Consider the following 22,317-nt stretch of genomic DNA (forward strand, 5'->3'; position numbering starts at 1 on the left):
CCCAGCGGCCCGATTCGGCATTCCGCCGGCCCCGCGTTCGCGGCGGTCGCCCGGAGGGGTCGGCCATGCGATAATCGGCCCGCCGGCCACCTATTTCGTGGCCGGCTTGCGAATACTGGAGCCCGGAATGTCGATCGTCGTCCGCGACGTGCGTGAGCACGAGCTGGATTCCGTCCTTGCACTGAACAACGCTGCCGGACCCGCGATCCTGCCGTTGGATGCGGCGAGACTGCGCCACTTCTTCGACCGCGCCGAGTACTTCCGGGTCGCCGAACGCGACGGGACCATGGCCGGCTTCCTGATCGGCATGGGCAGCCATTGCGAGCACGACAGCAGCAATTTCCGCTGGTTCCGCGAGCGCTACCCTGACTTTTTCTACATCGATCGCATCGTGGTCGCCAGCCGCCGTCGCGGCGGCGGCGTCGGGCGCGCGTTCTATGCCGACGCCCAGAGCTATGCCGAGCTGCGCTATCCGCAGCTGGCCTGCGAGGTGTTCCTGGAAGGCGGCAACGACCCGGCCCTGCTGTTCCACGGCAGCTTCGGCTTCCGCGAGGTCGGCCAGCACGTGATGGCCGAGGCCGACGTGCGCGCGGCGATGCTGATGAAGCCTTTGTGCAGCTATGCCTGGGTGCGCGACACCTACGGCGACCAATTGCCCGATCAGCCCTGGCTGACCCGTCCGCGCATCGCCATCGCCCACGACTCCCTGGCGCAGCGCCCGACGGGCACCTGTCCATGAGCGTGGCGGTGGATTACGAACAGGCGGGCGAACTCAAGATCGGCCAGGTCGGCATCGCCAACCTGCGCGTGCGCACCCTCGACGTCGCGCGCCTGATCGAGGAAATGCGCGGCCGCGTGCAGCGCGCGCCCAAGCTGTTCGGGCGCGCCGCGGTGGTGATCGACTTCGGCGGCCTCAGCCATACCCCGGACGCCGCCACCGCGCAGGCGCTGCTGGACGGCCTGCGCGCCGCCGGCGTGCTGCCGGTCGCCCTGGCCTACGGCACCAGCGAGACCGAGCGCCTGTCCGAGGCCCTGGGCCTGCCGCTGCTGGCCAAGTTCCGCGCCCAGTACGAGCGCGGCGACGAGGAAGCCGCGCCTGCGCCCGCGCCGGCCGCCGCGCCTGCGCCGGCGCGCCGCGAAGCCCCGGCCGCCGCAGCGCCGGCCAAGCCCGCCGCCCCCGCGGGCGCGCCCGGCCTGATCCAGTCCGCGCCGGTGCGCTCGGGCCAGCAGATCTACGCCGAAAACCGCGACCTGACCGTGCTTACCGCGGTCGGCGCCGGCGCCGAGGTCATCGCCGACGGCTCGGTCCACATCTACGGTCCGCTGCGCGGGCGCGCCCTCGCCGGCGCCCAGGGCAATCCGCAAGCGCGCATTTTCTGCCGCGAGTTCCATGCCGAGCTCGTGGCGATCGCCGGCCACTACAAAGTGCTGGAAGACATCCCCAAGACCCTGCGCGGCAAGGCCGTGCAGGTCTGGCTCGAAGACGAACAGATCATGATCGCGGCCCTTGATTGAGGCCGCACTTTAGGAGGAATACAACTTGGCCGAAATCATCGTAGTCACCTCGGGCAAGGGCGGCGTCGGCAAGACCACGACCAGCGCCAGCGTCGCTTGCGGCCTCGCCCGCCGCGGCCACAAGGTCGCCGTCATCGACTTCGACGTCGGTCTGCGCAACCTGGACCTGATCATGGGCTGCGAACGCCGCGTGGTGTACGACTTCGTCAACGTCGTCAACGGCGAGGCGACGCTCAAGCAGTCGCTGATCAAGGACAAGCGTTTCGACAACCTGTTCGTGCTGGCCGCCTCGCAGACCCGCGACAAGGACGCGCTGACCAAGGAAGGCGTGCAGAAGGTGCTCGACGACCTGATCGCCGAGGGCTTCGATTACATCGTCTGCGACTCGCCGGCCGGCATCGAAAAGGGCGCGTTCCTGGCCATGTACTTCGCCGACCAGGCGGTGGTGGTGGTGAATCCGGAAGTGTCCTCGGTGCGCGACTCCGACCGCATCCTGGGCCTGCTGGCGTCCAAGACCCGCCGCGCCGAGAACGGCGAGCGCGTCAAGGAACACCTGCTGCTGACCCGCTACAGCCCCAAGCGCGTGGAAACCGGCGAGATGCTCAGCGTCGGCGATGTCGAGGAAATCCTCGGCCTCAAGACCATCGGCGTGATCCCCGAATCCGGCGACGTGCTCAACGCCTCCAACAAGGGCGAACCGGTGATCCTGGAAACCGAGTCCGACGCCGCCCAGGCCTACGACGACGCGGTCGCGCGCCTGCTCGGCGACACCCGTGCGATGCGCTTCGTGCAAGTGGAAAAGAAAGGCTTCTTCAGCAAGATCTTCGGAGGTTGAGCATGGGACTGTTCGACTTCCTGCTGGCCAAGAAGCAGACCGCCTCGGTCGCCAAGGATCGCCTGCGCATCATCGTCGCGCACGAGCGCGCCGGCCGTGGCGGCCCGGAATACCTGCCGATGCTGCAGCGCGAGCTGCTCGAAGTGATCCGCAAGTACGTCAACGTCGACGTCGAGTCGGTCAAGGTCGACCTGGTCAAGGAAGGCGAGCACGACGTGCTCGACATCTCCGTGGCCCTGCCGGACCGCCCCAGCCCGGCGTGAGCGCGCGCGACGCGATCCGCTGGCTGTCGGCGGCGGCGCTGGGCGCCGCGCTGGCTTCCGCCTGCGCGCGTCCCGAGCCCGCCGGCGCCGCCGGCGCATCGCCGTCGGCAGCCCCCGCGACGGCCTCGCCATCGCCATCGCCGGCGGCCCCGGAACCCGTCGCCGAGCCCGAGCTCGCGCCTGAGCCCGGTGATCCGGCGCCGCGCTATGCCGAAACCGAAGTCGGCCCGATGCCGGAGCGCCCGCGCGTGCCGATGCGGATCGAAGGCGCCTGCCCGTTCGAGTGCTGCAAGTACGACGCCTGGATCGCCACCGCCCAGACCCGCGTGTACTCGCGCGAACTGGACAGCGCCCAGGTGCTGACCACGGTGCCGGCCGGCACCCGGCTGCGGGCGCGCGGCGGCTTCCTGCAATTGACCCGTTTCGGCGAGGCCGAAGCGCTCAAGCCGCTCCAGATCGGCAGCGGCGCCAGCGGCGACGATTCGGTTCGCCGAGTCGCCGAAGGCGACAAGGTGATCGTGCTCGACGGCGTGGGCGAAGGCCTGTGGCGGATCTGGCACGACGGCGTGGTCGACCTGCGCCTGATCGACGAGCGCGAATGGGTGCTCGAGCATCGCGACGGTTTCGACCGCAACCCGGAGGCCGGCCTGGTCTGGAATACCGAGCCCGAATCGCAATGGTGGGCGCAGGTGCGCCTGCCCGACGGCCGCCTGGGCTGGCTGTGGATGGACGAAACGCCGGCCTTGAAGAACGTCGACGGCTGCGGTTGAGCGCATGCTGACCCTGGCCGACATCGACGCCGAACAAGCCGCCGCCCTGCTCGCGCGCTACGGCCTGAGCCTGGTGCGCGTGGCCGACGGCGAGGCCATACCGGGAAGCTACTGGGGCGAATGCGAGGCCGGCCTGATCGGCAGCCGGGTGTACGCGCGCGGCGACACGCCGGTGCATTCCTTGCTGCACGAAGCCGCACACCTGATCGTGCTGCCGCCGCAACGCCGCGCCCAGGTGCACACCGACGCCACCGATTCGGTCGAGGAAGAAGACGCGGTGTGCGTGCTGCAGAGCCTGCTCGGCGACGCCCTGCCCGGCGTCGGCCGCGAACGCGTGCTCGCCGACATGGACGAATGGGGTTACACCTTCCGATTGGGCTCGGCGCGCGCCTATGTCGAGCACGACGCCGACACCGCCTGGCAATGGCTGCACGAACGCGGCCTGGCCGATGCGACCCGGCGCGCCCTGCTGCTGCCGGCGGCGGCGTCGACCGCTATCGCATGATCCAGGACGCATGATCCAAGACGGCTGATCCAGGACGCTTGCCCCACGATTGCCGCGGCGCCGCCGCGCAGCGCGCCCACAGGCGCTGCCCGGCGACGGCCACCGCGGCCGTCGCGCACGCCCCGCGGGCGCACGCATTGGGGCTCGCTACAGCCCCGCATCCGAATACCGTCCCTGGCACGGTCGATCCAATGGGTACCCGCCGCGTGCGCGGCCTGAAGCCTGCGCAGCCCGTGCGATCCTTCGCCGCGGCCGCCGTCCTCCGGAGGCTGCCGCCGAGTCTGTAACTCCCCACCCACCGCCATCGCCGCTGACGTCCCGACGGCCTCCCTAGCCGCCGACGACCGGTCCATCTCCTACCTCGCGTCCGAGCGCTCCGCAGAGCGATACCGGACGAGCATCCATGGCTCGGCGCGGCCATCCAGGCCTGCGCCGTCGAGCATTTGCTACCGCTCCCTGAAACCCCTTTCACGATCGGGCGACACCGCCGCCCGGCACTCCCGACGCCCTCCCCGGCGTCTCGATTGGTCGGTCCTGCGCGGCGCGCTGGGCGCGCCTGCGCGAGTTCAGACCTTCCGTGGCGTACCGGGCAACCATCCCCAGGGCCTTGCAGCGCTGCCCTGGAGCGTCACCTTTCCCGCTTCTTGGTCACAAATCAAATGATTTTTTTATGACTGCCGTCGGTTTTAGTCCATGTCCCCAGGCGCAACAAGTGCCGGACCGCGGCAGGGTGGAATCGAGGCTTTGTCCGGAGTTAGCGTCTTTAGAGGCCACGAAGGCGGGACATTAATGACATAACCAAGTTGATCTTCACTCATTCTTCACATAAAAATGAACGTTAGATAAATGTCATTGGCACGACTGTTGCCGCTATGCGTCGCCGAATACGTTGGACGCCCAGCCGCCCCAGGCAGGGGATGCGCGGGCGCGGGCGGCCGCAGGCACCGGACCGGCGACAGAAGAGGCCAAGCTCACGACACCGTTCGCGCACAGCGGCCCGACAAACCCGGACAAGCCTGCCGCGACGGCGCCCATGGCTACCCGTGAAGGCACGCACGGCTTGGTCTTTTCGGCCTTGCGCCGCATCCGACGGGCCTCTAGCCTCGGGGCACCCCGCGCCCGGCGCGGTGCAATCCCGGAGAGAACGCCCCTATGAAGCCCTTACGCGCCCTGCTCGCGCTCAGCATCACCGCCGCCGTGATCGGTCTGGCCGGTTGCAAGAAAGAACCGACCCCGCCGACCACCGGCATCGCGCCGACCACCGCGCCCCAGGGCGAGACCGCCGATCAGTTCATCGCCCGCGTCAACGCCGAATACAAGGCGATGTACCCGGAGATGAGTTCGGCGCAGTGGCTGTCGAACACCTTCATCAACGACGACAGCGCGATGATCGCGGCCAAGAGCAACGAGCGCTGGCTGACCCAGCTCAACAGCTGGATCGAGCAGTCCAAGCGTTTCGAAGGCCAGCCGATGTCGCCCGACACCGCGCGTTCGATCCAGCTGCTCAAGCTGCTGACCGCGATGCCCGCTCCGAAGGACCCGGCCAAGCTCGCCGAGCTGACCAAGATCGCGACCAAGATGGACGGCATGTACGGCGCCGGCAAGTACTGCACCGGCGAAGGCGACGCCAAGACCTGCCGCCAGCTCGGCGACCTCGAGGACGTGCTGCGCAACAGCCGCGACTACGAGGCCCAGCTCGACGCCTGGCAGGGCTGGCACACCATCGCCCAGCCGATGCGCAAGGACTACACCCGCTTCGTCGAACTGGTCAACGAAGGCGCGCGCGACATGGGCTACGCCGACACCGGCGAGATGTGGCGCTCGGGCTACGACATGAGCCCGGCCGAGATCGCCGCCGAGACCGACCGCCTGTGGGGCCAGGTCAAGCCGCTGTACGAGCAGCTGCATTGCTACACCCGCACCAAGCTGGAGGCCACCTACGGCGCCGACAAGGGCCACGTCGCCGGCAACATGCTGCCCGCCCACCTGATGGGCAACATGTGGCAGCAGGACTGGGGCAACCTCTGGGACGTGCTGGCGCCGTACAAGAACGCCGGCAGCCTGGACGTCAACGGCGCCCTGGCCGCGCAGTACCAGCAGCAGCTCGACGCCCAGATGGCCAAGAACCCGGACTCGCGCGAGCCCGAGCAGCAGGCGCAGCTGCAGGTCGACGCCGAACTGGCGACCGCGCGCCAGATGACCGAGCGCGCGCAGGACTTCTACGTCTCGCTGGGCATGCCCAAGCTGCCCGAGACCTATTGGAGCAGGACCCAGTTCATCAAGCCGCGCGACCGCGACGTGGCCTGCCACGCCAGCGCCTGGGACATGAACATGGCCGGCGACGTGCGCACCAAGATGTGCATCAAGCACACCGAGGAAGACTTCACCACCATCTACCACGAGCTCGGCCACGTCTATTACTACATGGCCTACAACAAGCAGCCGCCGCTGTTCCAGGGCGGCGCGCACGACGGCTTCCACGAGGCCATCGGCGACACCATCGTGCTGGCGATGACGCCCAAGTACCTGCAGTCGATCGGCCTGGTCGGCGATCAGCAGCAGAGCAACGAGGCGCTGATCAACGCGCAGATGCGCATGGCCCTGGCCAAGGTCTCGTTCCTGCCGTTCGGCCTGATGATCGACCGCTGGCGCTGGGGCGTGTTCGACGGTTCGATCAAGCCGGGCGACTACAACAAGGCCTGGTGGGACCTGAAGGCCAAGTACCAGGGCGTGGCCCCGGCGAGCGCGCGCGGCGAGGAGTTCTTCGACGCCGGCGCCAAGTACCACGTGCCGGGCAACACCCCGTACACGCGCTACTTCCTCTCGCACGTGCTGCAGTTCCAGTTCTACAAGGCGTTGTGCGACGCCTCCGGCTACAAGGGCCCGCTGTACGAGTGCAGCTTCTACGGCAACAAGGAAGCCGGCGCCAAGTTCCAGGCCATGCTGAGCAAGGGCCAGAGCCAGCCCTGGCAGAAGACCCTGAAGGAACTCACCGGCGGCGAGAAGATGGACGCCTCGGCGGTGCTGGAATACTTCGCGCCGCTGCAGACCTGGCTGAAGCAGCAGAACGAAGGCAAGACCTGCGGCTGGCAGCCCGACGGCAAGGTCGCCGCCGCGGCCAAGCCCGCGGCGGGCAAGGGCTGAGCGCCGCGCACCACGTTCCCGACGAAGGCCGGCGTTCGCCGGCCTTCGTTTTTTTCGGATGGACCGCGACGAACGATGCCCCTTCCAAGAGGGAAGCGCCATTCATCGCCCCCTTCGAAAAAGGGGTCGAGCGCCCTGTACGAATCGGTGTCGATTCTTTGCTCGCGGCGCCGGGGGATTTGCTGTTGCTCGTGCGAGAGCAAAGCAAATCCCCCCTAGCCCCCCTTTTCCAAAGGGGGGAAGCACCATTCATCGCCCCCGTCGAAAAAGGGGACGAACGCCCCGTACAAATCGGTCTCGATTCTTTGCTCGCGGCGCTGGGGGATTTGCTGTTGCTCGTGCGAGAGCAAAGCAAATCCCCCTAGCCCCCTTCTTCAAAGGGGGAAGCAGGCGGCTGCGAGAGAGTGCGGTGCATCGCGCAGTGCGAGCGTGCATCGTGCCTGGCATCGCTTCGATGTGAGCATCGTCAAGTTATGCGCGAGCACGCGCTGCTACGGTCGCCGACATGTCGAACCCCACGCCTACGGACAGCCGGGTGGTCTCGCGCTGGACCCTGCCCTTGCTGTTGGCCGCGCTCGCCTTGGCCAGCGTGCTGGTGGTCGCGCTGGGCTGGCAATTGCACCAGGCGCGCGAGAACCAGCGCTGGTTGTCGCAACGCGCGACCCAGCCCTATATCGGCATGTACGTGCCGCGCATCGCGATGGCCTCGCTGGACGGCGCCGGCCGCAAGCTCGGCGAGCCCGCCGGCGACTACCAGGTGCTGTATTTCTTCACCACCGGCTGCCCGCACTGCCGCGCCTCGGCGCCGCTGGTGAAGGCCATCGCCGGCCAGCTCGACGCCGCCTCGGGCGGACGCGCCGAGATGATCGGCGTCGCCCTGGACCCGCCCGCCGCCGCGGGCGCGTATGCGCGCGAGCATGGATTTCCCTTTCCGGTGATCGCCACCCAGGACCGACGCAGCGCGATGCTGTTCCGCGCGCGCAACGTGCCCCTGCTGCTGGTGATCGGCCGCGACGGCCGGGTGCGCTATGCGCGCGTGGGCGTGATCAATACCAAGGAAGGCGTCAACGGCGTACTGACCGCGGTGCGGCGCACGGAGGCGTCGGCGGCGGGCCCCACCACCAAGGAGAGTTGAGATGAAGCATCGGACACGCAGTGTGCGCATCGCCCTGGCTGCCTTGCTGTTCTCCACCGCGATGAGCTTCGGCGCATTCCAGGTCGTCGCCGGCGACGGCAGCGGCGTTCAAGCCGAAAACGAAGCCTGCAGCGCCTGGGCCTGTCGCCAGGAATGCGAGGGCTTCGGCGGCGACCTCGGCCCCGGCGGCCCGGGCCAGCCCCTGCAGTGCTATTGCTGCGGCTAAGCCCCGCTCCAGACCCAAAGCAGCATCGCAGTCCACGACCGGCCGGCGGAGCGATCCGCCGGCCGGTCGCGTCAGCGCCGCCCCTTTGCGGACGGCGCGTGCGCGGCGCAATACTGCGGCCATGAGCCCGCGCCCCGACCCCGCCGCCGAACTGGCGCCGCAGCCGTTGCAACACGCCACCGCCCTGCCCGCGCGCTACTACACCGATCCGGCGATGGCGGCGCTGGACCGGCGCCTGATCTTCGACCCGGGCTGGCAGTTGGTCGCGCACCTGTGCCAGCTGCAGCAGGCCGGCGACCACGTCGTCGCCGACCTGGCCGGATTGCCGGTGATCGCGGTGCGCGGCGACGACGGCCGAATCCGCGTGCTGCACAACGTCTGCCGCCATCGCGCCGGCCCGATCGCGAGCTGCGACGGCCTGGCCGCGCGCTCCTTGCGCTGCCGCTACCACGGCTGGACCTACGGCCTGGACGGGGTGCTGCGCTCGGCCCCGGAAATGGGCCAGACGCCGGACTTCGCGGTGAGCGACGTGCGCCTGCCGCAACTGCAGGCGCGGGTCTGGCAGGGCATGGTGTTCGCCTGCGCAGGCGAGCCGGCAATGGGCTTCGACGAACTGGTGCAGGACATCGACGGACGCATCGGCGCCGAACGCGGCCTGGCCGACTACGGCCATCACCACCGCGTGAGCTACGACGTGGGCTGCAACTGGAAGGTCTACGTCGACAACTACCTGGAGGGCTACCACGTCCCGCACATCCACCCCGGCCTCAACCGCCTGCTCGACTACCGCAGCTACGTGACCGAAACCGCGCGCTGGTACTCCTACCAGTGGAGTCCGCTGGAAAGCGGCGACGGCCTCTACGGCGACGGCGACGCGCTGTACTACTGGCTGTGGCCGAACACCATGCTCAACATCCTGCCCGGCCGCCTGCAGACCAATCGCGTGGTGCCGGTCGGCGTCGACCGCTGCCGGGTGGTGTTCGATTTCTACTACCGCCGCGACGACTCCGGCGAGGCGCGGGCGCGCCGCGACGCCGACCTGGCCTTCAGCGACGAAGTGCAGCTGGAGGACCTGACCATCTGCGAGGACGTGCAGCGCGGGCTGGCCTCGGGCTCCTACGTCGCCGGCCGCCTGAATCCGCTGCGCGAGAACGCGGTCCACCATTTCCAGGAACTGTTGCGCGCCAGCTACCGCGACGCGCCGGCGCCGGACGGCGCATGAGCGCCATCGGCCGGCCGCTGGGACTGTGGTCGGCCACCGCGCTGGTCGTCGGCAGCATGATCGGCAGCGGCGTGTTCCTGCTGCCGTCCGCGCTGGCGCCCTACGGCGCGGCGACCCTGATCGGTTGGGCGATCACCCTGTGCGGCGCGCTGCTGCTGGCGCTGACCTTCGCCCGTCTGGCGGCGCGCTGGCCGCACAGCGGCGGGCCCTACGTGTACGCGCGCCAGGCCTTCGGCGACACGCCGGGCTTCGTGATCGCGTGGAGCTACTGGATCTCGATCTGGTGCGCCAACGCCGCCATCGCGGTCGCCTTCGCCGGCAGTCTGGGCGCGGTGTTCCCGGCCGCGACCGCGACCCCGGCGCGCGCCGCCGCCTGCGCCTTGGCGGCCCTATGGCTGTGCAGCGCGGTCAACCTGGCCGGCATCCGCGAGGCCGGACGAGTGCAGCTGCTGACCACGGCCCTGAAACTGCTGCCGCTGTTGTTGTTCGGCGGGGTCGCGCTGTGGTTCGCCGACCGCCACGCCGGCGCGGCCTTCAACCCCAGCGGAGAGTCGCTGCCGCAGGTCGCGCACGCGACCGCCGCGCTGACCCTGTGGGCTTTCCTCGGCCTGGAGGCGGCGACCGTGCCGGCCGGGGCGGTGCGCGAGGCCGAACGCACGGTGCCGCGCGCGACCGTGTTCGGCACCCTGATCGCGGGCGCGGCCACCATCCTGGCCTGCACCGCGGTGCTGGGCGTGCTGCCGGCTTCGGTGCTGCACAGCTCGCAGGCGCCGATGGCCGACGCCGCGCGCGCCCTGTGGGGGCCGCAGGCGGGCATCGCCCTGGCGCTGGTGGCCGCGGTGTCCTGCTTCGGCGCGCTCAACGGCTGGGTGCTGCTGTCGGCGCAACTGCCGCTGGCGGCGGCGCGCGACGGCCTGTTCCCGCAGGTGTTCGCGCGCGTGGACGCGCGCGGCACGCCGGTGGCGGGCGTGCTGATCGGCAGCGCCCTGGCCTCGGCCCTGGTGCTGTCGAACTACAGCCGCTCGCTGGTGCAGCTGTTCACCTTCTCGATCCTGCTGTCGACCGCGGCCACCTTGCTGCCCTACGTGGCCGGCAGCGCGGCCTGGGCCTTGCGCGGCCAGGGCCGCGGCAGTCGGGCGATCGCGGCCGCGGCCTTGCTGTTCAGCCTGTACGCGCTGGTCGGCACCGGTGCGCAGGCCCTGCTATGGGGCGCGGCCCTGGTCGGCGCCGGGCTGCCGCTGCACTACCTGCTGCGCTGGCGCGCTCAGCGCGCCGGCGCGGGCGGATAAACCCAGGTCGCGAAGAACGCCGACAGGTCGCGGCCGCTGGCCTGTTCCATCGAACGCTCGAAATCCTGGCTGACCACGGCGGTGCCGCGATGGGCGCGGGTGTACTCGCGCAGGCCGTTCCAGAACGCGGCCTCGCCGAGCTCCTCGCGCAGCAGGTGCAGCACGTAGGCGCCCTTTTGATAGACCACCGCGCGATCGTCGCCGCTGGGCTTGTCCCAGTCCGGGAATACCAGCGGTTTGTCCTTGCCGGCTTCCTTGAGCTTCTCGTAGCGGCGGCGCCAGCCGTCGACCTGCTTGAGGTATTCCTCGCGGCCGAAGCGCTGCTCCATGTAGCTGGCGGCGAGGAAGTTGGCGAAGGCTTCGTTGAGCCAGAAGTGGGTCCAGTCGCGGCAGGTGACTAGGTTGCCCCACCACTGGTGCGCGGCCTCGTGGGCGATCAGCGATTCGTCGCGGCGGTCTGCGAGCACGCTGCGGCCGTACTCCTCCGACAACAGCGAAAAGCCCGCGTGTTCCTGGCCGATGGTGCGCGCGACCAGGGCCTGGGTGTAGACGCCTCCCGGATAGGGCACGCCGGCGCGGCGTTCGAAATAGCGCAGCATGTCGCCGCTGTCGGCGAAGATGCGGCGCAGTTCGCTCTGGCTGTAGCCCGCGCCGAGATAGCGCAGGCGCACCCGGCTGCCGCGGTCGCTGGCTTCCTCGAAGGGACCGGCGGCGAAACCGTAGGTGTAGGCCGGCATCGGCACGGTCTGGCGCCAGCGGTGCAGTTCGCTGCCGTTGCCCAGGCTGCGGCGGCCGACCAGATAGCCGTTGCCGACCGCCTTCAGGCCGGTCGGCAGGACCACGCTCAGATCCAGGCTGGCGCGCTCGTCGGGCGCGTCGATGCCGACCAGCCACTGCGCGGTGGAGAACAGGGTGTAGAGCTGGCGGCGCTCGGGATGGAACTGCAGGCCGAAGCGCGGCGTGCCGTGGTAGCTGACCGTGATCTCGCGCAACTGGCCGCGCAGCGCCGGCCGCGACAGGCGCACCTTGAGCACGCGCCCGGTCTGGTCGAAGGACAGCGAACGCTCGCCGTCGCGCACGCGGTCGATCTCCAGGCCGTCGCGGTCCAGCACGATCAGATCGGTGGCGTCGACGGTGGCGACGAAGCGGATCGCCACCTCGCCCTTGAGGCTGCGGGCCTTGGGATCGGGTTCGATGCGGGCGACGTAGTGGCGGATGTCGATGTCGCGCGCCAGCGCGGGCGTCGCCGACGCCCCGGCGCAGGCCAGCGCCAGGCCCATCCGCCAGATCCAGCCCCGGCGCGCGCGCGTCGCGACCGCGTTCCTATCCCTGCCCACTGCCATGCCGTTCCGTGATGCCGCCTTGACCGGGGCGAAGTCTAGCGTCACCGGCGCGCGCGCGTTTGAACGCGTCCGTACCGGCGCCCGGGGCCGCGGTTCATGCGGACGCTGCGTCCGTCGCGCTCGCGCGCAGCGCCTCGCTCAGCCGGCGCAGGTCGCGCTCGCTCTCGGGCGCTGGCAGGTATACCACCGCCGCCATGGCGCGGCGCAGATCGCCGGCGCCAGGCGGCGTATCGCCAGGCACCGCGTACAAGCTGGACGCGCCGCGGGTCGCGTCGAAACCGCACGCCAGCAAGCCGGCGACCAGCCGCGGCGGGTCCGCGCTGAGCACCGGCAGCACCCAATGGCTCGAGTCGGCGAGCGCACGCCCCGGCCGCGCCAGCGGCAGTGCCGCCAGCAACCGTTGGCCGCGCTGCGCGCGTTGCGCCACGCGCGCCTGCGGGTAGCCGCGCAGCCGCCGCAGCAGCAGCCGCGACTGCGCCGCGCAGGGGCGGTGGCGGATGCGCAGGAACAGCTCGCCGCCGGAAAAACCGCGTACAGAACGGTTGATCAGGGCGTCGTGGTCGACGCCGAGCGCGCGGCAGGCGCGGTAGAACAGGCTGTAGGCGGCACGCCCGGTCAAGGCTTTGAGCAGGGCGTATTTGCCGACCCTATGCGCGAAGGCGCGCGTCGCCTGCAGTGGCTGGCGCGCCTGCGCCGCGCGCACCCGGTCGCGCAGGTCGGGGTCGACGAAGCGCAGCAGCGCGCCGCCGAGCGCGGTCGCGGTCTTGATCGGACCGAAGCTGAGCAGACTGACGTCGCAGGCCGGCTCGCCGAACCAGCCGTCGCCGGTGTAGGCCTGGGCGCCGTCCTCGACCAGCAACAGGCCGTGCCGGCGCGCGAACGCGAGCAAACCGTCCAGCGGCATGCGGCTGCCGAACAGGTGCGCGACCAGCAGCATGCGGCTGCGCGGCGTGAGCGACGCGGCCAGCGCGGCTTCGTCCACGTGCAGGCTGTCGGCGTCCACGTCCACCGGCACCGCACGCAGGCCGTGCTGTTCGATCACCGCGATCATGTCGCGGATGGTCACCGCCGACACCAGCACCTCGCTGCCCGGCGGCAGTTGCAGGGTCGCCAGCAGACGATCGAAGCCGCTGCGCACCGACAGGCTGGCCAGGCTGTGGCGGCCGTCGCGCGCGAGCGCATCGGCGCCGGCCTCGACTGCGGCCTGGGCGCGTTCGGGATCGCCGCCGCGCACGACATAGACCGCGCCGTGAAGCAGGTCGAGCCAGCCGATGTCGGGTCGTTGCCGCGGCAGCATCGCGGGCGCGCTCCTGGCTAAAGCGTGTCCGGCGGCTCGATCGCGGGCACGTCCGAGGCCGGCGGCTCCAGCATCGAACGCGCGGACTCCCAGCGCCAGAATCCCCAGCCCACCACCACGAAGGCCAGCCCCGCGATCGCCAGCGAGGCGCCGCTGCCGCTGACCAAGGGCGACAGCACGCCGGCGATCAGGGCGTTGAGCACCAGGCCGGTAAAGGCCTGCAGGGACGAGGCCGAACCGCGCTGGCGCGGGTACATGTCCAGGATCGCCAGGGTCACGATCGGGAACACCAGGGCCACGCCGAACGAGCACAGCGAAATCGGGATCACCGCCCACGGCACCTGCGGGGTCGCGTCGAACAGGTTGTAGGCGACGTTGAGCGCCATCGCCAGGATGGTGCAGGCGAAGCCGATCCGGACCATGCGCTGGCCGCCGACCTTGCCGGCGGTGCGCCCCGACACGAAGGCGCCGATCACCATGCCGCCGATCATCGGCACGAAGAACCAGGCGAACGAGCGCTCGTCCAGGCGCAGCAGGTCGAGCACGAAGGCCGGCGCCGAGGAGATGTACAGGAACAGCGCGCCGAAGTTGAAGGCGCTGGCCGCGGTCAGGCGCTGGAAACGCGGATTGACGAAGATCGCCACGTAGTCGCGCAGCAAGCGGCGCGGCACCAGCGGCAGGCGCGAGGCCGGCGGATGGGTTTCCGGCAGCACCCGCAGGGTCGCGATCAGCAGCAGCACCGAGAACGCGACCAGGAACCAGAAGATCGCCGGCCAGTGGCTCCAGCCCAGGATCCAGCCGCCGATGATGGGCGCGATCGCCGGGGCGATGCCGAAGATCATCGAGACGTGGCTCATCAGGCGCTGGGCGTCGTCGCCCTGGAGCACGTCGCGGATCACCGCGCGGCCGACGATCAGGCCGACGCCGGCCGACAGGCCCTGCACCGCGCGGAAGACCAGCAAGGTGCCCAGGTCGCGCGACAGCGCGCAACCGACCGAGGCCAGGGTGAACACGAACAGGCCGCCGATGATCACGCGCCGGCGCCCGATCGCGTCCGAGAGCGGCCCGTGGACGATGCTCATCAGGGCGTAGGCGATCAGGTAGACGCTGATGGTCTGCTGCATCGCCACTTTGTCGGCGCCCAGTTCGGCGCCCATCGCCGGGAACGCCGGGAAGATGGTGTCGATCGAGAACGGCCCGAACATCGCTAGGCCGGCCAGCAGCGGAGCGAGATAGCGCGCGGGCTTGGCGAGCGCGCGCGGTGCAGCCGGATCCGACATCAGTGCGCGGCCGCCGCGCCGGCGTCCGGCGGGCCCTTGAGTTCGACCAGGTTGCCTTCCGGATCGAACAGGTACTGCGACGGCCCCTCGCCTTCGGCGCCGTAGCGCGAGCCGAAATCGCCGATGCGCACGCCGTGCGCGTCCAGGTGGGCGAGGATCGCCGCGCGGTCGAACGGGTCGGCGCGCAGGCACAGGTGGTCCATGTTGCGGCCCTCGGCGCCGGGCGCGGCGCCGCCCATGCGGCCGAGCTTGCCGTCGACGCCGACCAGATCGATCAGCGACTGGCCGGCGCGCAGCTGGATCAAGCCGATCTCGTCCTGGCGGCGCTCCACGCTGCAGCCCAGCACGTCGCGGTAGAAGGCGACCATGGCCTCGGGATCGCGTACCCGCAACACCACGTGATCGAGTTGCAGCAAGCGGAACGGGGGTGCGCTCATGCGATGGAACCGCGGCATCGTGGAGATGACGACAGCATACAACCGCGTCGCCGCGACGGCGGCATGCGCGACTGTCCGGATCGGTCGCTTGATCGTCGCGATCGCAGCGGCGTTCAAGGCGCGGTCGCGGCAGCGGCCGATGCGGGCACTGGCGTCTCGGCGGGAGGTCTTGCGGGCGAGGCGCCGCGCTGGCGCAACAGCGGCGGCGTCTGCAAACGGCCGACGCTTTCGATCGGCAGCGCTTCGGCGCGCCGCGCACCGGGCCACCACAGGAACACATAGGCGCTGCTGGTGCCGAGCAGGCGCGCGTCGCCGGGCAGCGGCGCGGACTCGCCCGCCAGGCTCACCTGCACCACGTGGCCCTCGGCGCGCTCGCGAATCCGCGCGGCCTTGCCGATCACATAGGAGCATGTGGTCATGGCCATGCCCACGAACACCATCAAGGCAATGCCGGTCTCCGGCTTCATCCGCAGCAGGGTCCAGCGGAACACGGCCGCTTCCGGGAACACCAGCCGCCCCCACCAGCGCCGTTGGATCTCGCGCACGCGGCGCGGATGCTGCTTGCGGTAGATCTCCGGCCAGCTCACCAGCCACGCCACCAGCACCGACCCGGCCAGCACCAGGGCGTAGCCGGGGTCGCGCAGGCCGGCCACCAGATAATCGCCGGCGTGCATGTACTCCAGGATCGGCAGACCGAATTGGCGATAGAACCAGTAGTTGGTCCACAGCCCGATCATCGACATCAACAGGTAGGCCACGCTCAGCCCTAGGCTGGGCTCCCCGATCAGGCGGCGCCACACGCGCACCGCCCAGGCCTCGGGCTCGGCGCCTGCCACGGCTTCGATCGCAGCCGCCCCGCCCCCGCCAGACGCGAACGCAGGCTTGGCCGGTCCCTGCACGCCGTGGCCCGCGCGCTTGCGCCGTTTGGCCCGTGCGGGCGCCCCGGATCCGTCGCTCATCGCCGCGCGCCCGGCGGCCTGCATGCAGCAGCGAGCGCGCAGCGCCGGCGCACGCCGGGGCGATGCCCCTTCCCTACGACTCGGCACGGCTGCATAGACGACCCATGACCCACGAACGGCGAAACCCCATGGTACGGCCTGGCGTCGCAAACTGAACCGGCCGCCTCCTGACCCGGCGCCGGCATCCGGCTATAATCCCGGGCTTGAAACACGCGGTGGGAGAAGCCGGCCGGACCCGCAAGGGCGCCGACCGCTGCCGAAGGCGCAACGCCCGTAATCGCTCAGGCCCCATACCGCCGCGTGTACAAACTCTGGAGAGACCGACCGCCCGGATCATCGGACGGAACCGGCGCCGAAGGGGCACGAAGCGAGCCGTACAGGAGCGATTCCTACCCAGGATGCCCTCCCCCAGCTGCCTGTGCGCAGCGGCGCTTCCAAACTCTCAGGCAAAAGGACAGAGGGGCGAGCGGGGCTTTCGAGCGGCATGGCCGCGAGCCCGCGAGCGCCCGTTGGCCGTGAGGCCGGCGGGCCGGAACGCCCCTCCTTTTGCCTACGGACGCCCCCTGCCATGACTTCAGCTGTCAATCGCCCTTCCCTGCGCGAGCTCGAGCACCACGACGCCTTCCTGGAACGCCACATCGGCCCCAACGACGCCGAGATCGCGCACATGCTGCGCGCGGTCGGCCACGAGTCGCTGGAAGCGCTGACCGACGCGATCGTGCCGGCCAAGATCAAGTCGCCCGCGCCGCTGGCGCTGTCGGCGCCGATGACCGAAGTCGAGGCGCTGGCCAAGATCCGCGCCGTCGCCGACAAGAATCAGGTGTTCCGCAGCTTCATCGGCCAGGGCTATTACGGCACCCTGACCCCCAACGTGATCCTGCGCAACATCCTCGAGAACCCGGCCTGGTACACCGCCTACACGCCCTACCAGGCGGAGATCTCGCAGGGCCGCATGGAGGCGCTGATCAACTTCCAGACCATGGTCGCCGACCTGACCGGGATGGAGATCGCCAACGCCTCGCTGCTGGACGAAGGCACCGCCGCGGCCGAGGCCATGACCCTGGCCAAGCGTTCGGCCAAGTCCAAGTCCAATCTGTTCTTCGTTTCGCGCGACGTGCATCCGCAGACCCTGGAAGTGCTGCACACCCGCGCCGAGGCCATGGGCATCGACCTGAAGGTCGGCGACGACGGCGAGGCGCTCGCCACCGACAGCTTCGGCGTGCTGCTGCAGTACCCCAACACCCGCGGCCAGATCGGCGACCACAAGGCCCTGGCCGAGGCCGTGCACGCGCGCGGCGGGCTGGTCGCGGTGGCGACCGACCTGCTGGCCCTGACCCTGATCGCCGCGCCCGGCGAATGGGGCGCCGACATCGTGGTCGGCAACAGCCAGCGCTTCGGCGTGCCGTTCGGCTTCGGCGGCCCGCACGCGGCCTTCATGGCCTGCCGCGACGCCTACAAGCGCTCGATGCCGGGCCGCCTGATCGGCGTCTCCATCGACGCCGAAGGCAAGCCCGCTTACCGCCTGACCCTGCAGACCCGCGAGCAGCACATCCGCCGCGAGAAGGCCACTTCCAACATCTGCACCGCGCAGGTGCTGCTGGCGGTGATGGCCTCGATGTACGCCGTCTACCACGGCCCCGAGGGCCTGACCCGGATCGCGCGCCGCGTGCACCGCCTGGCCGCGATCCTGGCCGGCGCGCTGCGCCAGGCCGGCCTCACCGTGGGCCCGGATTTCTTCGACACCCTGGACGTGATCGGCGTCGATGCCGACGCCCTGTACGCCAAGGCCACCGCCGCGCGCATCAATCTGAACTACTGCGGCGATCCGAGCCGGGTCGGCGTCAGCCTGGACGAGACCACCACCCGCGCCGAAGTCGTGCAACTGGCCGCGCTGTTCGGCGCCCGCATCGACGACATCGACGCGCTCGACGCCGCCACCGCCGACGCCCTGCCGGCCGGCCTGCGCCGCCGCAGCGCGTTCCTGCAGCACCCGGTGTTCAACACCCATCACAGCGAGCACGAACTGCTGCGCTACATGCGCACCCTGGCCGACAAGGACCTGGCGATGGATCGCACCATGATCCCGCTGGGCAGCTGCACCATGAAGCTCAACGCCACCGCCGAGATGATCCCGGTGACCTGGCCGGAGTTCGGCAACATCCATCCGCTGGCGCCGGCCGACCAGGCCACGGGCTACAAGCAGCTGATCGACGAACTCGAAGCCATGCTGGTGGAGTGCACGGGCTACGACGCGGTCAGCCTGCAACCCAATTCCGGCGCGCAGGGCGAATACGCCGGCCTGCTGGCGATCCGCGCCTACCACCGCTCGCGCAACGAAGGCCACCGCGACATCTGCCTGATCCCGGAATCGGCGCACGGCACCAACCCGGCCTCGGCGCAGATGTGCGGCATGCAGGTCGTGGTCACCAAGTGCGACAGCAACGGCAACGTCGACGTCGAGGACATCCGCCGTGCGGCCGAGAAGTACAGCGACCGCCTGGCCGCGCTGATGATCACCTACCCGTCCACGCACGGCGTGTTCGAAGAGGACGTGGTCGAGATCTGCGAGATCGTCCACGCCCACGGCGGCCAGGTCTACACCGACGGCGCCAACATGAACGCCCTGGTCGGCGTGGCCAAGCCCGGCAAGTGGGGCTCGGACGTGTCGCACCTCAACCTGCACAAGACCTTCTGCATTCCGCACGGCGGCGGCGGCCCGGGCGTGGGCCCGTGCGCGGTCAAGTCGCACCTGGCACCGTTCCTGCCGCGCACGCTCGGCGGCCAAGGCGCGGTCGGCATGGTGTCGGCGGCCAGCTTCGGCTCGGCCTCGATCCTGCCGATCTCGTGGATGTACATCACCATGATGGGCGCGTCCGGCCTGCGCAAGGCGACCCAGGTCGCCCTGCTCAACGCCAACTACATCGCCAAGCGCCTGGCCCCGCACTACGAGACCCTCTACACCGGCCGCAACGGCCTGGTCGCGCACGAGTGCATCCTCGACCTGCGCCCGCTCAAGGACGCCACCGGCATCGGCGCCGAGGACGTGGCCAAGCGCCTGATCGACTTCGGCTTCCACGCCCCGACCCTGAGCTTCCCGGTCGCCGGCACGCTGATGGTCGAACCCACCGAGAGCGAATCGCAGCACGAACTGGACCGCTTCATCGACGCCATGATCCAGATCCGCGACGAAATCCGCGCGGTCGAACAGGGCACGCTGGACCGCGAGGACAACCCGCTCAAGCACGCCCCGCACACCGCCACCGCGGTCTCGGCCAGCCAGTGGACCCACGCCTACCCGCGCGAGCTGGCCGCGTTCCCGCTGCCCAGCCTGAAGCAGCAGAAGTACTGGCCGCCGGTCGCGCGCGTGGACAACGTCTACGGCGACAAGAACGTGATGTGCGCCTGCATCCCGGTCGACGCCTACAAGGAAGAAGAAGCCGAGGCCTGAGCGGCCCGGCTGCGATAAGGGAAGAGCCCCGCGCCGCGGGGCTTTTTCTTGCCCGCCGACCGCCGCGGACCGTGGTTTCGGCGCAGCGGTCCCACGGCCGGACGCGCCCCAGGTGTTGCGCGCCACGAGCCGGTGCTAGGCTGGGCCCGCGGCGCCGGCGTACCGGCGCCCGGCGCCACCGGCACACCACGCGACCGCTCAACCGGAAAAGGACTTTCCCATGCCCGAACTCGACATCAACGCCTCGGCCAACGAAGTCGTCGCCCTGCTCAACCAAGGCCAGAACCGCGAAGCCGCGGCGCGACTGGACGCCCTGCGCCAGGACCAGGGCGTGGTGGTGCAGGAAGCGCTGGACCGTTACGTGGCCGTGCGCGCGCAGGATCGCCTGACCGCCCTGCGCGCGCCCGACGCGCTTTCGGCCGAGGACGCGGCCACCCTCAATCCGACCCTGGAACGCCTGCGCGGCGCCACCGCGGCGCCGCGCTTTCCCGCCGACACCGAGACCCAGGGCCTGTCGCAGGCGCAGCAGTACGACGTCTACGCCAGCGTGATCGGTGCGCGCGGCACCCAGCCCGCGCGCGACGCCCTCAACACCCAGGACCGCGTGATCCTGGGCATGCGCAACGAGAACGCCACCACCGACCATCGCGGCCGCGGCGAGTACGACGACCGCATCGTCGTGGTCTGGAAGGACGCCGACGGCGGCCGCCATGCGCGCGAGTTCAACCACGCCACCACCGAGCCCACCGCGCAGTACGACCACCACGCCGGCAGCGACGGCAACCGCATCTATGCCGACACCGAGCGCCAGGTTCCGCGGATGGCGACCTCGCCCGGCTACGAGAACGTCGCCCGGCGCAAGGTCGAAGGCGACGACGTCAACGGCGACAACGTGCGCGACCTGGGGCGCCTGGCCGAAGGCACGGTCGAGATGGTCAGGACCGAGCACGCCAGCAACGGCCACACCCGCAGCGGCCGCGAGTTCTCGCTGCGGCCCTCCGACGAGGCGGTACGCAACGGCCGCAACATGGTCGAACGCGACACCAATGCCGACGGCTGGTTCGACTCGCGCGACGTCAGCGGCGTCCAGGACCTCAACAACACGTTCAAGATCCATCGCGGCAGCAACACCAACACCGACTCCGCCGGCTGCCAGACCATCGGCGGCGGCGAACACAGCGCCTTCATCGACACGGTGCGCGCCAATCCGGACCAGACCCGCTGGCAGTACGTGCTGACCTCGGTCGCGCCGGGCCAACAGCAGGAGCGCAATCAGGCGCCGGCCGAGCAGGCGCCGGCGCAGGGCGCCGCTCCGGCCCGCACGCCCGGCGACCCGCGCGATCCCAACCATGCCGACCATCGCATGTATACGCAGATCGACGGCCACCTGAGCGCGCTCGGCCCGCCCTACGATCGCAATCGCGACGGCGTCAACCTGCACCTGCTGGCCGAAGCCAAGCAGGCCAACCTGTCCGACGTCAGCGCGATCGCCACCAACAACGCCACTGGAACGCGGGCCGCCGGCGAGATCCTGTTCATGGTCCAGGGCCGGCCCGGCGATCCCGCCGCCGCGCGCGTCGCGGTGTCGGCCGACGTGGCGACCCATGCCGCGCCGGAGGCCAGCATCAACCGCCTGGACGCGCTCAGTCGCAACCAGCCCGCCGCGCCCGCGCCGGCCCTGGAAGATCCGCAGCGCACGCAGCAGCAGGAAGCGCCGCGTCGCGCGCACTAGTACCGCTACAGGAGTCCGCCCGTGCCCCCCAGTTCGAAGATCCTGCTCGCCGCCGCGCTGCTCGGCGCATGCGTCAGCGTTGGCGCCGCGCCGCCCAAGGCCGGGAGCGCCGGCCTGGCGGGGTTCTCGCCGGTCAGCGGGCCGGTGATCCAGAACGGCCGCTACGCCGCCGCCCCGGAGGCCATCGTCGCCTTCGTGTCCTCGCTGCCGACCCGGGACGTGTTGCTGCCCAAGCAGCTGCGCCAACGCCTGATGGGCGCACAGGTCTATCTGAGCAGCGTTGCGGGCGCCGGCGGCCGCACGGAGTATCTGCTGGCCGACAAGAACGGCGCCCGTTACAGCCTGTGGCTGCGCAGCTTCGAGGGCAATCGCCGCGGAACCGCCGGCTATCTCGTGCAAATGCGCATGGCCTGCGCCAGCCTCGCCACCGTGCAGACCGAGTCGACCGAGGACCTGGCGGCGGCGCGGCGCGCCTGCGCGCGGCCCCAGGCCGAGTTCGCCGATAGCGGACTGCGCGCCTACCTCGTCGCGGCGGGCCGGGCGCCGGCCGACGTCACCGCCAGCTTGCGCGCACCGGAACTGAGCCTGGGGCGCGAACGCCTCGACCGCTACCGCGCGCTGGGCGCGAATCCGATCGCGCTGGACGACAGTCGCGCCGGCGTCGTGCCGGTGCTGCGCTGGGTCGTGGAAGCCGACCCCGAGCGGCCGCTGCCGGCCAAGGACACACGCAGCTTTCAGGGCGGCATGAAGGCCCACGCCGGCTTCGTGGTCTGGAACGGCGACCGCTTCGAGGTGCGCGACAGCCTGCCGCGCAAGCTATGGCCCTGCCCACCCCGCGACGAGGGTTGCCCGGACCCGCAAGACCGTTACGTGCTCGGCAAGAAGTAGCCCCCCAGGCCCATCGCAGGCGCGCCGAA

At 70.3% G+C, this 22,317-nt stretch carries 19 protein-coding genes and 1 riboswitch; of the genes, 14 read left to right on the forward strand and 5 right to left on the reverse strand.

The annotated features are described in order from the left end of the window. The first annotated feature begins 127 nt into the window (after window positions 1–127). From V1318_RS19130 to V1318_RS19180, 11 genes are all read left to right on the forward strand, one after another. Window positions 128–739, forward strand: coding sequence for a GNAT family N-acetyltransferase (locus tag V1318_RS19130; protein WP_332941355.1), 612 nt, complete (start codon window positions 128–130; stop codon window positions 737–739). Beyond that, a complete protein-coding gene (minC, locus tag V1318_RS19135; RefSeq protein WP_332941356.1) occupies window positions 736–1,515 on the forward strand; it encodes a septum site-determining protein MinC in 780 nt (259 codons plus the stop codon). Before V1318_RS19130 ends, minC begins: the two co-directional genes overlap by 4 nt. A 25-nt stretch (window positions 1,516–1,540) precedes the next feature. Beyond that, on the forward strand, window positions 1,541–2,350 hold the full coding sequence (minD, locus tag V1318_RS19140; protein WP_332941357.1) for a septum site-determining protein MinD: 810 nt from the start codon (window positions 1,541–1,543) through the stop codon (window positions 2,348–2,350). Window positions 2,351–2,352: 2 nt separating this feature from the next. Beyond that, complete coding sequence (gene minE, locus V1318_RS19145) at window positions 2,353–2,613, forward strand: cell division topological specificity factor MinE (protein ID WP_332941358.1); 261 nt, start codon at window positions 2,353–2,355, stop codon at window positions 2,611–2,613. Next, on the forward strand, window positions 2,610–3,383 hold the full coding sequence (locus V1318_RS19150) for a hypothetical protein (protein WP_332941359.1): 774 nt from the start codon (window positions 2,610–2,612) through the stop codon (window positions 3,381–3,383). Before minE ends, V1318_RS19150 begins: the two co-directional genes overlap by 4 nt. 4 nt (window positions 3,384–3,387) lie before the next feature. Continuing rightward, window positions 3,388–3,888, forward strand: a complete 501-nt coding sequence (locus tag V1318_RS19155) for a hypothetical protein (protein ID WP_332941360.1) — start codon at window positions 3,388–3,390, stop codon at window positions 3,886–3,888. Window positions 3,889–5,040: 1,152 nt separating this feature from the next. Beyond that, window positions 5,041–7,032, forward strand: coding sequence for a M2 family metallopeptidase (locus V1318_RS19160; protein WP_332941361.1), 1,992 nt, complete (start codon window positions 5,041–5,043; stop codon window positions 7,030–7,032). Window positions 7,033–7,537: 505 nt separating this feature from the next. Then, complete coding sequence (locus V1318_RS19165; RefSeq protein ID WP_332941362.1) at window positions 7,538–8,167, forward strand: TlpA disulfide reductase family protein; 630 nt, start codon at window positions 7,538–7,540, stop codon at window positions 8,165–8,167. Between the two features lies 1 nt (window position 8,168). Next, on the forward strand, window positions 8,169–8,393 hold the full coding sequence (locus V1318_RS19170; protein ID WP_332941363.1) for a hypothetical protein: 225 nt from the start codon (window positions 8,169–8,171) through the stop codon (window positions 8,391–8,393). A 121-nt stretch (window positions 8,394–8,514) separates the two neighbouring features. After that, the gene (locus tag V1318_RS19175; RefSeq protein WP_332941364.1) at window positions 8,515–9,615 is read left to right on the forward strand and encodes an aromatic ring-hydroxylating dioxygenase subunit alpha; all 1,101 of its coding nucleotides are present in this window, start codon (window positions 8,515–8,517) and stop codon (window positions 9,613–9,615) included. Next, window positions 9,612–10,904, forward strand: coding sequence for an amino acid permease (locus tag V1318_RS19180; RefSeq protein WP_332941365.1), 1,293 nt, complete (start codon window positions 9,612–9,614; stop codon window positions 10,902–10,904). The genes V1318_RS19175 and V1318_RS19180 overlap by 4 nt, the downstream gene beginning before the upstream one ends. On the opposite strand, the gene V1318_RS19185 is transcribed toward V1318_RS19180, so the two are convergent. The 5 genes from V1318_RS19185 to V1318_RS19205 form a co-directional block, all read right to left on the reverse strand. After that, window positions 10,880–12,247, reverse strand: a complete 1,368-nt coding sequence (locus V1318_RS19185; protein WP_332941366.1) for a M1 family metallopeptidase — start codon at window positions 12,245–12,247, stop codon at window positions 10,880–10,882. The two genes, V1318_RS19180 and V1318_RS19185, sit on opposite strands and share 25 nt — an antisense overlap. A 94-nt stretch (window positions 12,248–12,341) precedes the next feature. Continuing rightward, window positions 12,342–13,544, reverse strand: a complete 1,203-nt coding sequence (locus V1318_RS19190; protein WP_332941367.1) for a DegT/DnrJ/EryC1/StrS family aminotransferase — start codon at window positions 13,542–13,544, stop codon at window positions 12,342–12,344. Window positions 13,545–13,561: 17 nt separating this feature from the next. Further along, window positions 13,562–14,824: a multidrug effflux MFS transporter gene (locus tag V1318_RS19195; protein WP_332941368.1), complete on the reverse strand. Its 1,263-nt coding sequence runs from the start codon at window positions 14,822–14,824 to the stop codon at window positions 13,562–13,564. After that, window positions 14,824–15,261 (reverse strand): VOC family protein, encoded by a 438-nt coding sequence (locus tag V1318_RS19200; protein ID WP_332941369.1) that lies wholly within the window; start codon window positions 15,259–15,261, stop codon window positions 14,824–14,826. Before V1318_RS19200 ends, V1318_RS19195 begins: the two co-directional genes overlap by 1 nt. Window positions 15,262–15,374: 113 nt before the next feature. Beyond that, window positions 15,375–16,097: a hypothetical protein gene (locus tag V1318_RS19205; RefSeq protein WP_332941370.1), complete on the reverse strand. Its 723-nt coding sequence runs from the start codon at window positions 16,095–16,097 to the stop codon at window positions 15,375–15,377. Between the two features lie 424 nt (window positions 16,098–16,521). Next, a riboswitch (glycine riboswitch) is annotated at window positions 16,522–16,688 on the forward strand. Between the two features lie 100 nt (window positions 16,689–16,788). Here V1318_RS19205 and gcvP point away from each other — a divergent pair. From gcvP to V1318_RS19220, 3 genes are all read left to right on the forward strand, one after another. Beyond that, window positions 16,789–19,668, forward strand: a complete 2,880-nt coding sequence (gcvP, locus tag V1318_RS19210) for an aminomethyl-transferring glycine dehydrogenase (protein WP_332941371.1) — start codon at window positions 16,789–16,791, stop codon at window positions 19,666–19,668. 220 nt (window positions 19,669–19,888) lie between these two features. After that, window positions 19,889–21,400: an XVIPCD domain-containing protein gene (locus V1318_RS19215; RefSeq protein ID WP_332941372.1), complete on the forward strand. Its 1,512-nt coding sequence runs from the start codon at window positions 19,889–19,891 to the stop codon at window positions 21,398–21,400. Between the two features lie 21 nt (window positions 21,401–21,421). Then, window positions 21,422–22,288 (forward strand): hypothetical protein, encoded by an 867-nt coding sequence (locus V1318_RS19220; protein WP_332941373.1) that lies wholly within the window; start codon window positions 21,422–21,424, stop codon window positions 22,286–22,288. The last annotated feature ends 29 nt before the right edge of the window (window positions 22,289–22,317 follow it).

Origin of the sequence: Lysobacter sp. CCNWLW3 (genome assembly GCF_036697405.1) — a bacterium.
Taxonomy (GTDB): Bacteria; Pseudomonadota; Gammaproteobacteria; order Xanthomonadales; family Xanthomonadaceae; genus Lysobacter.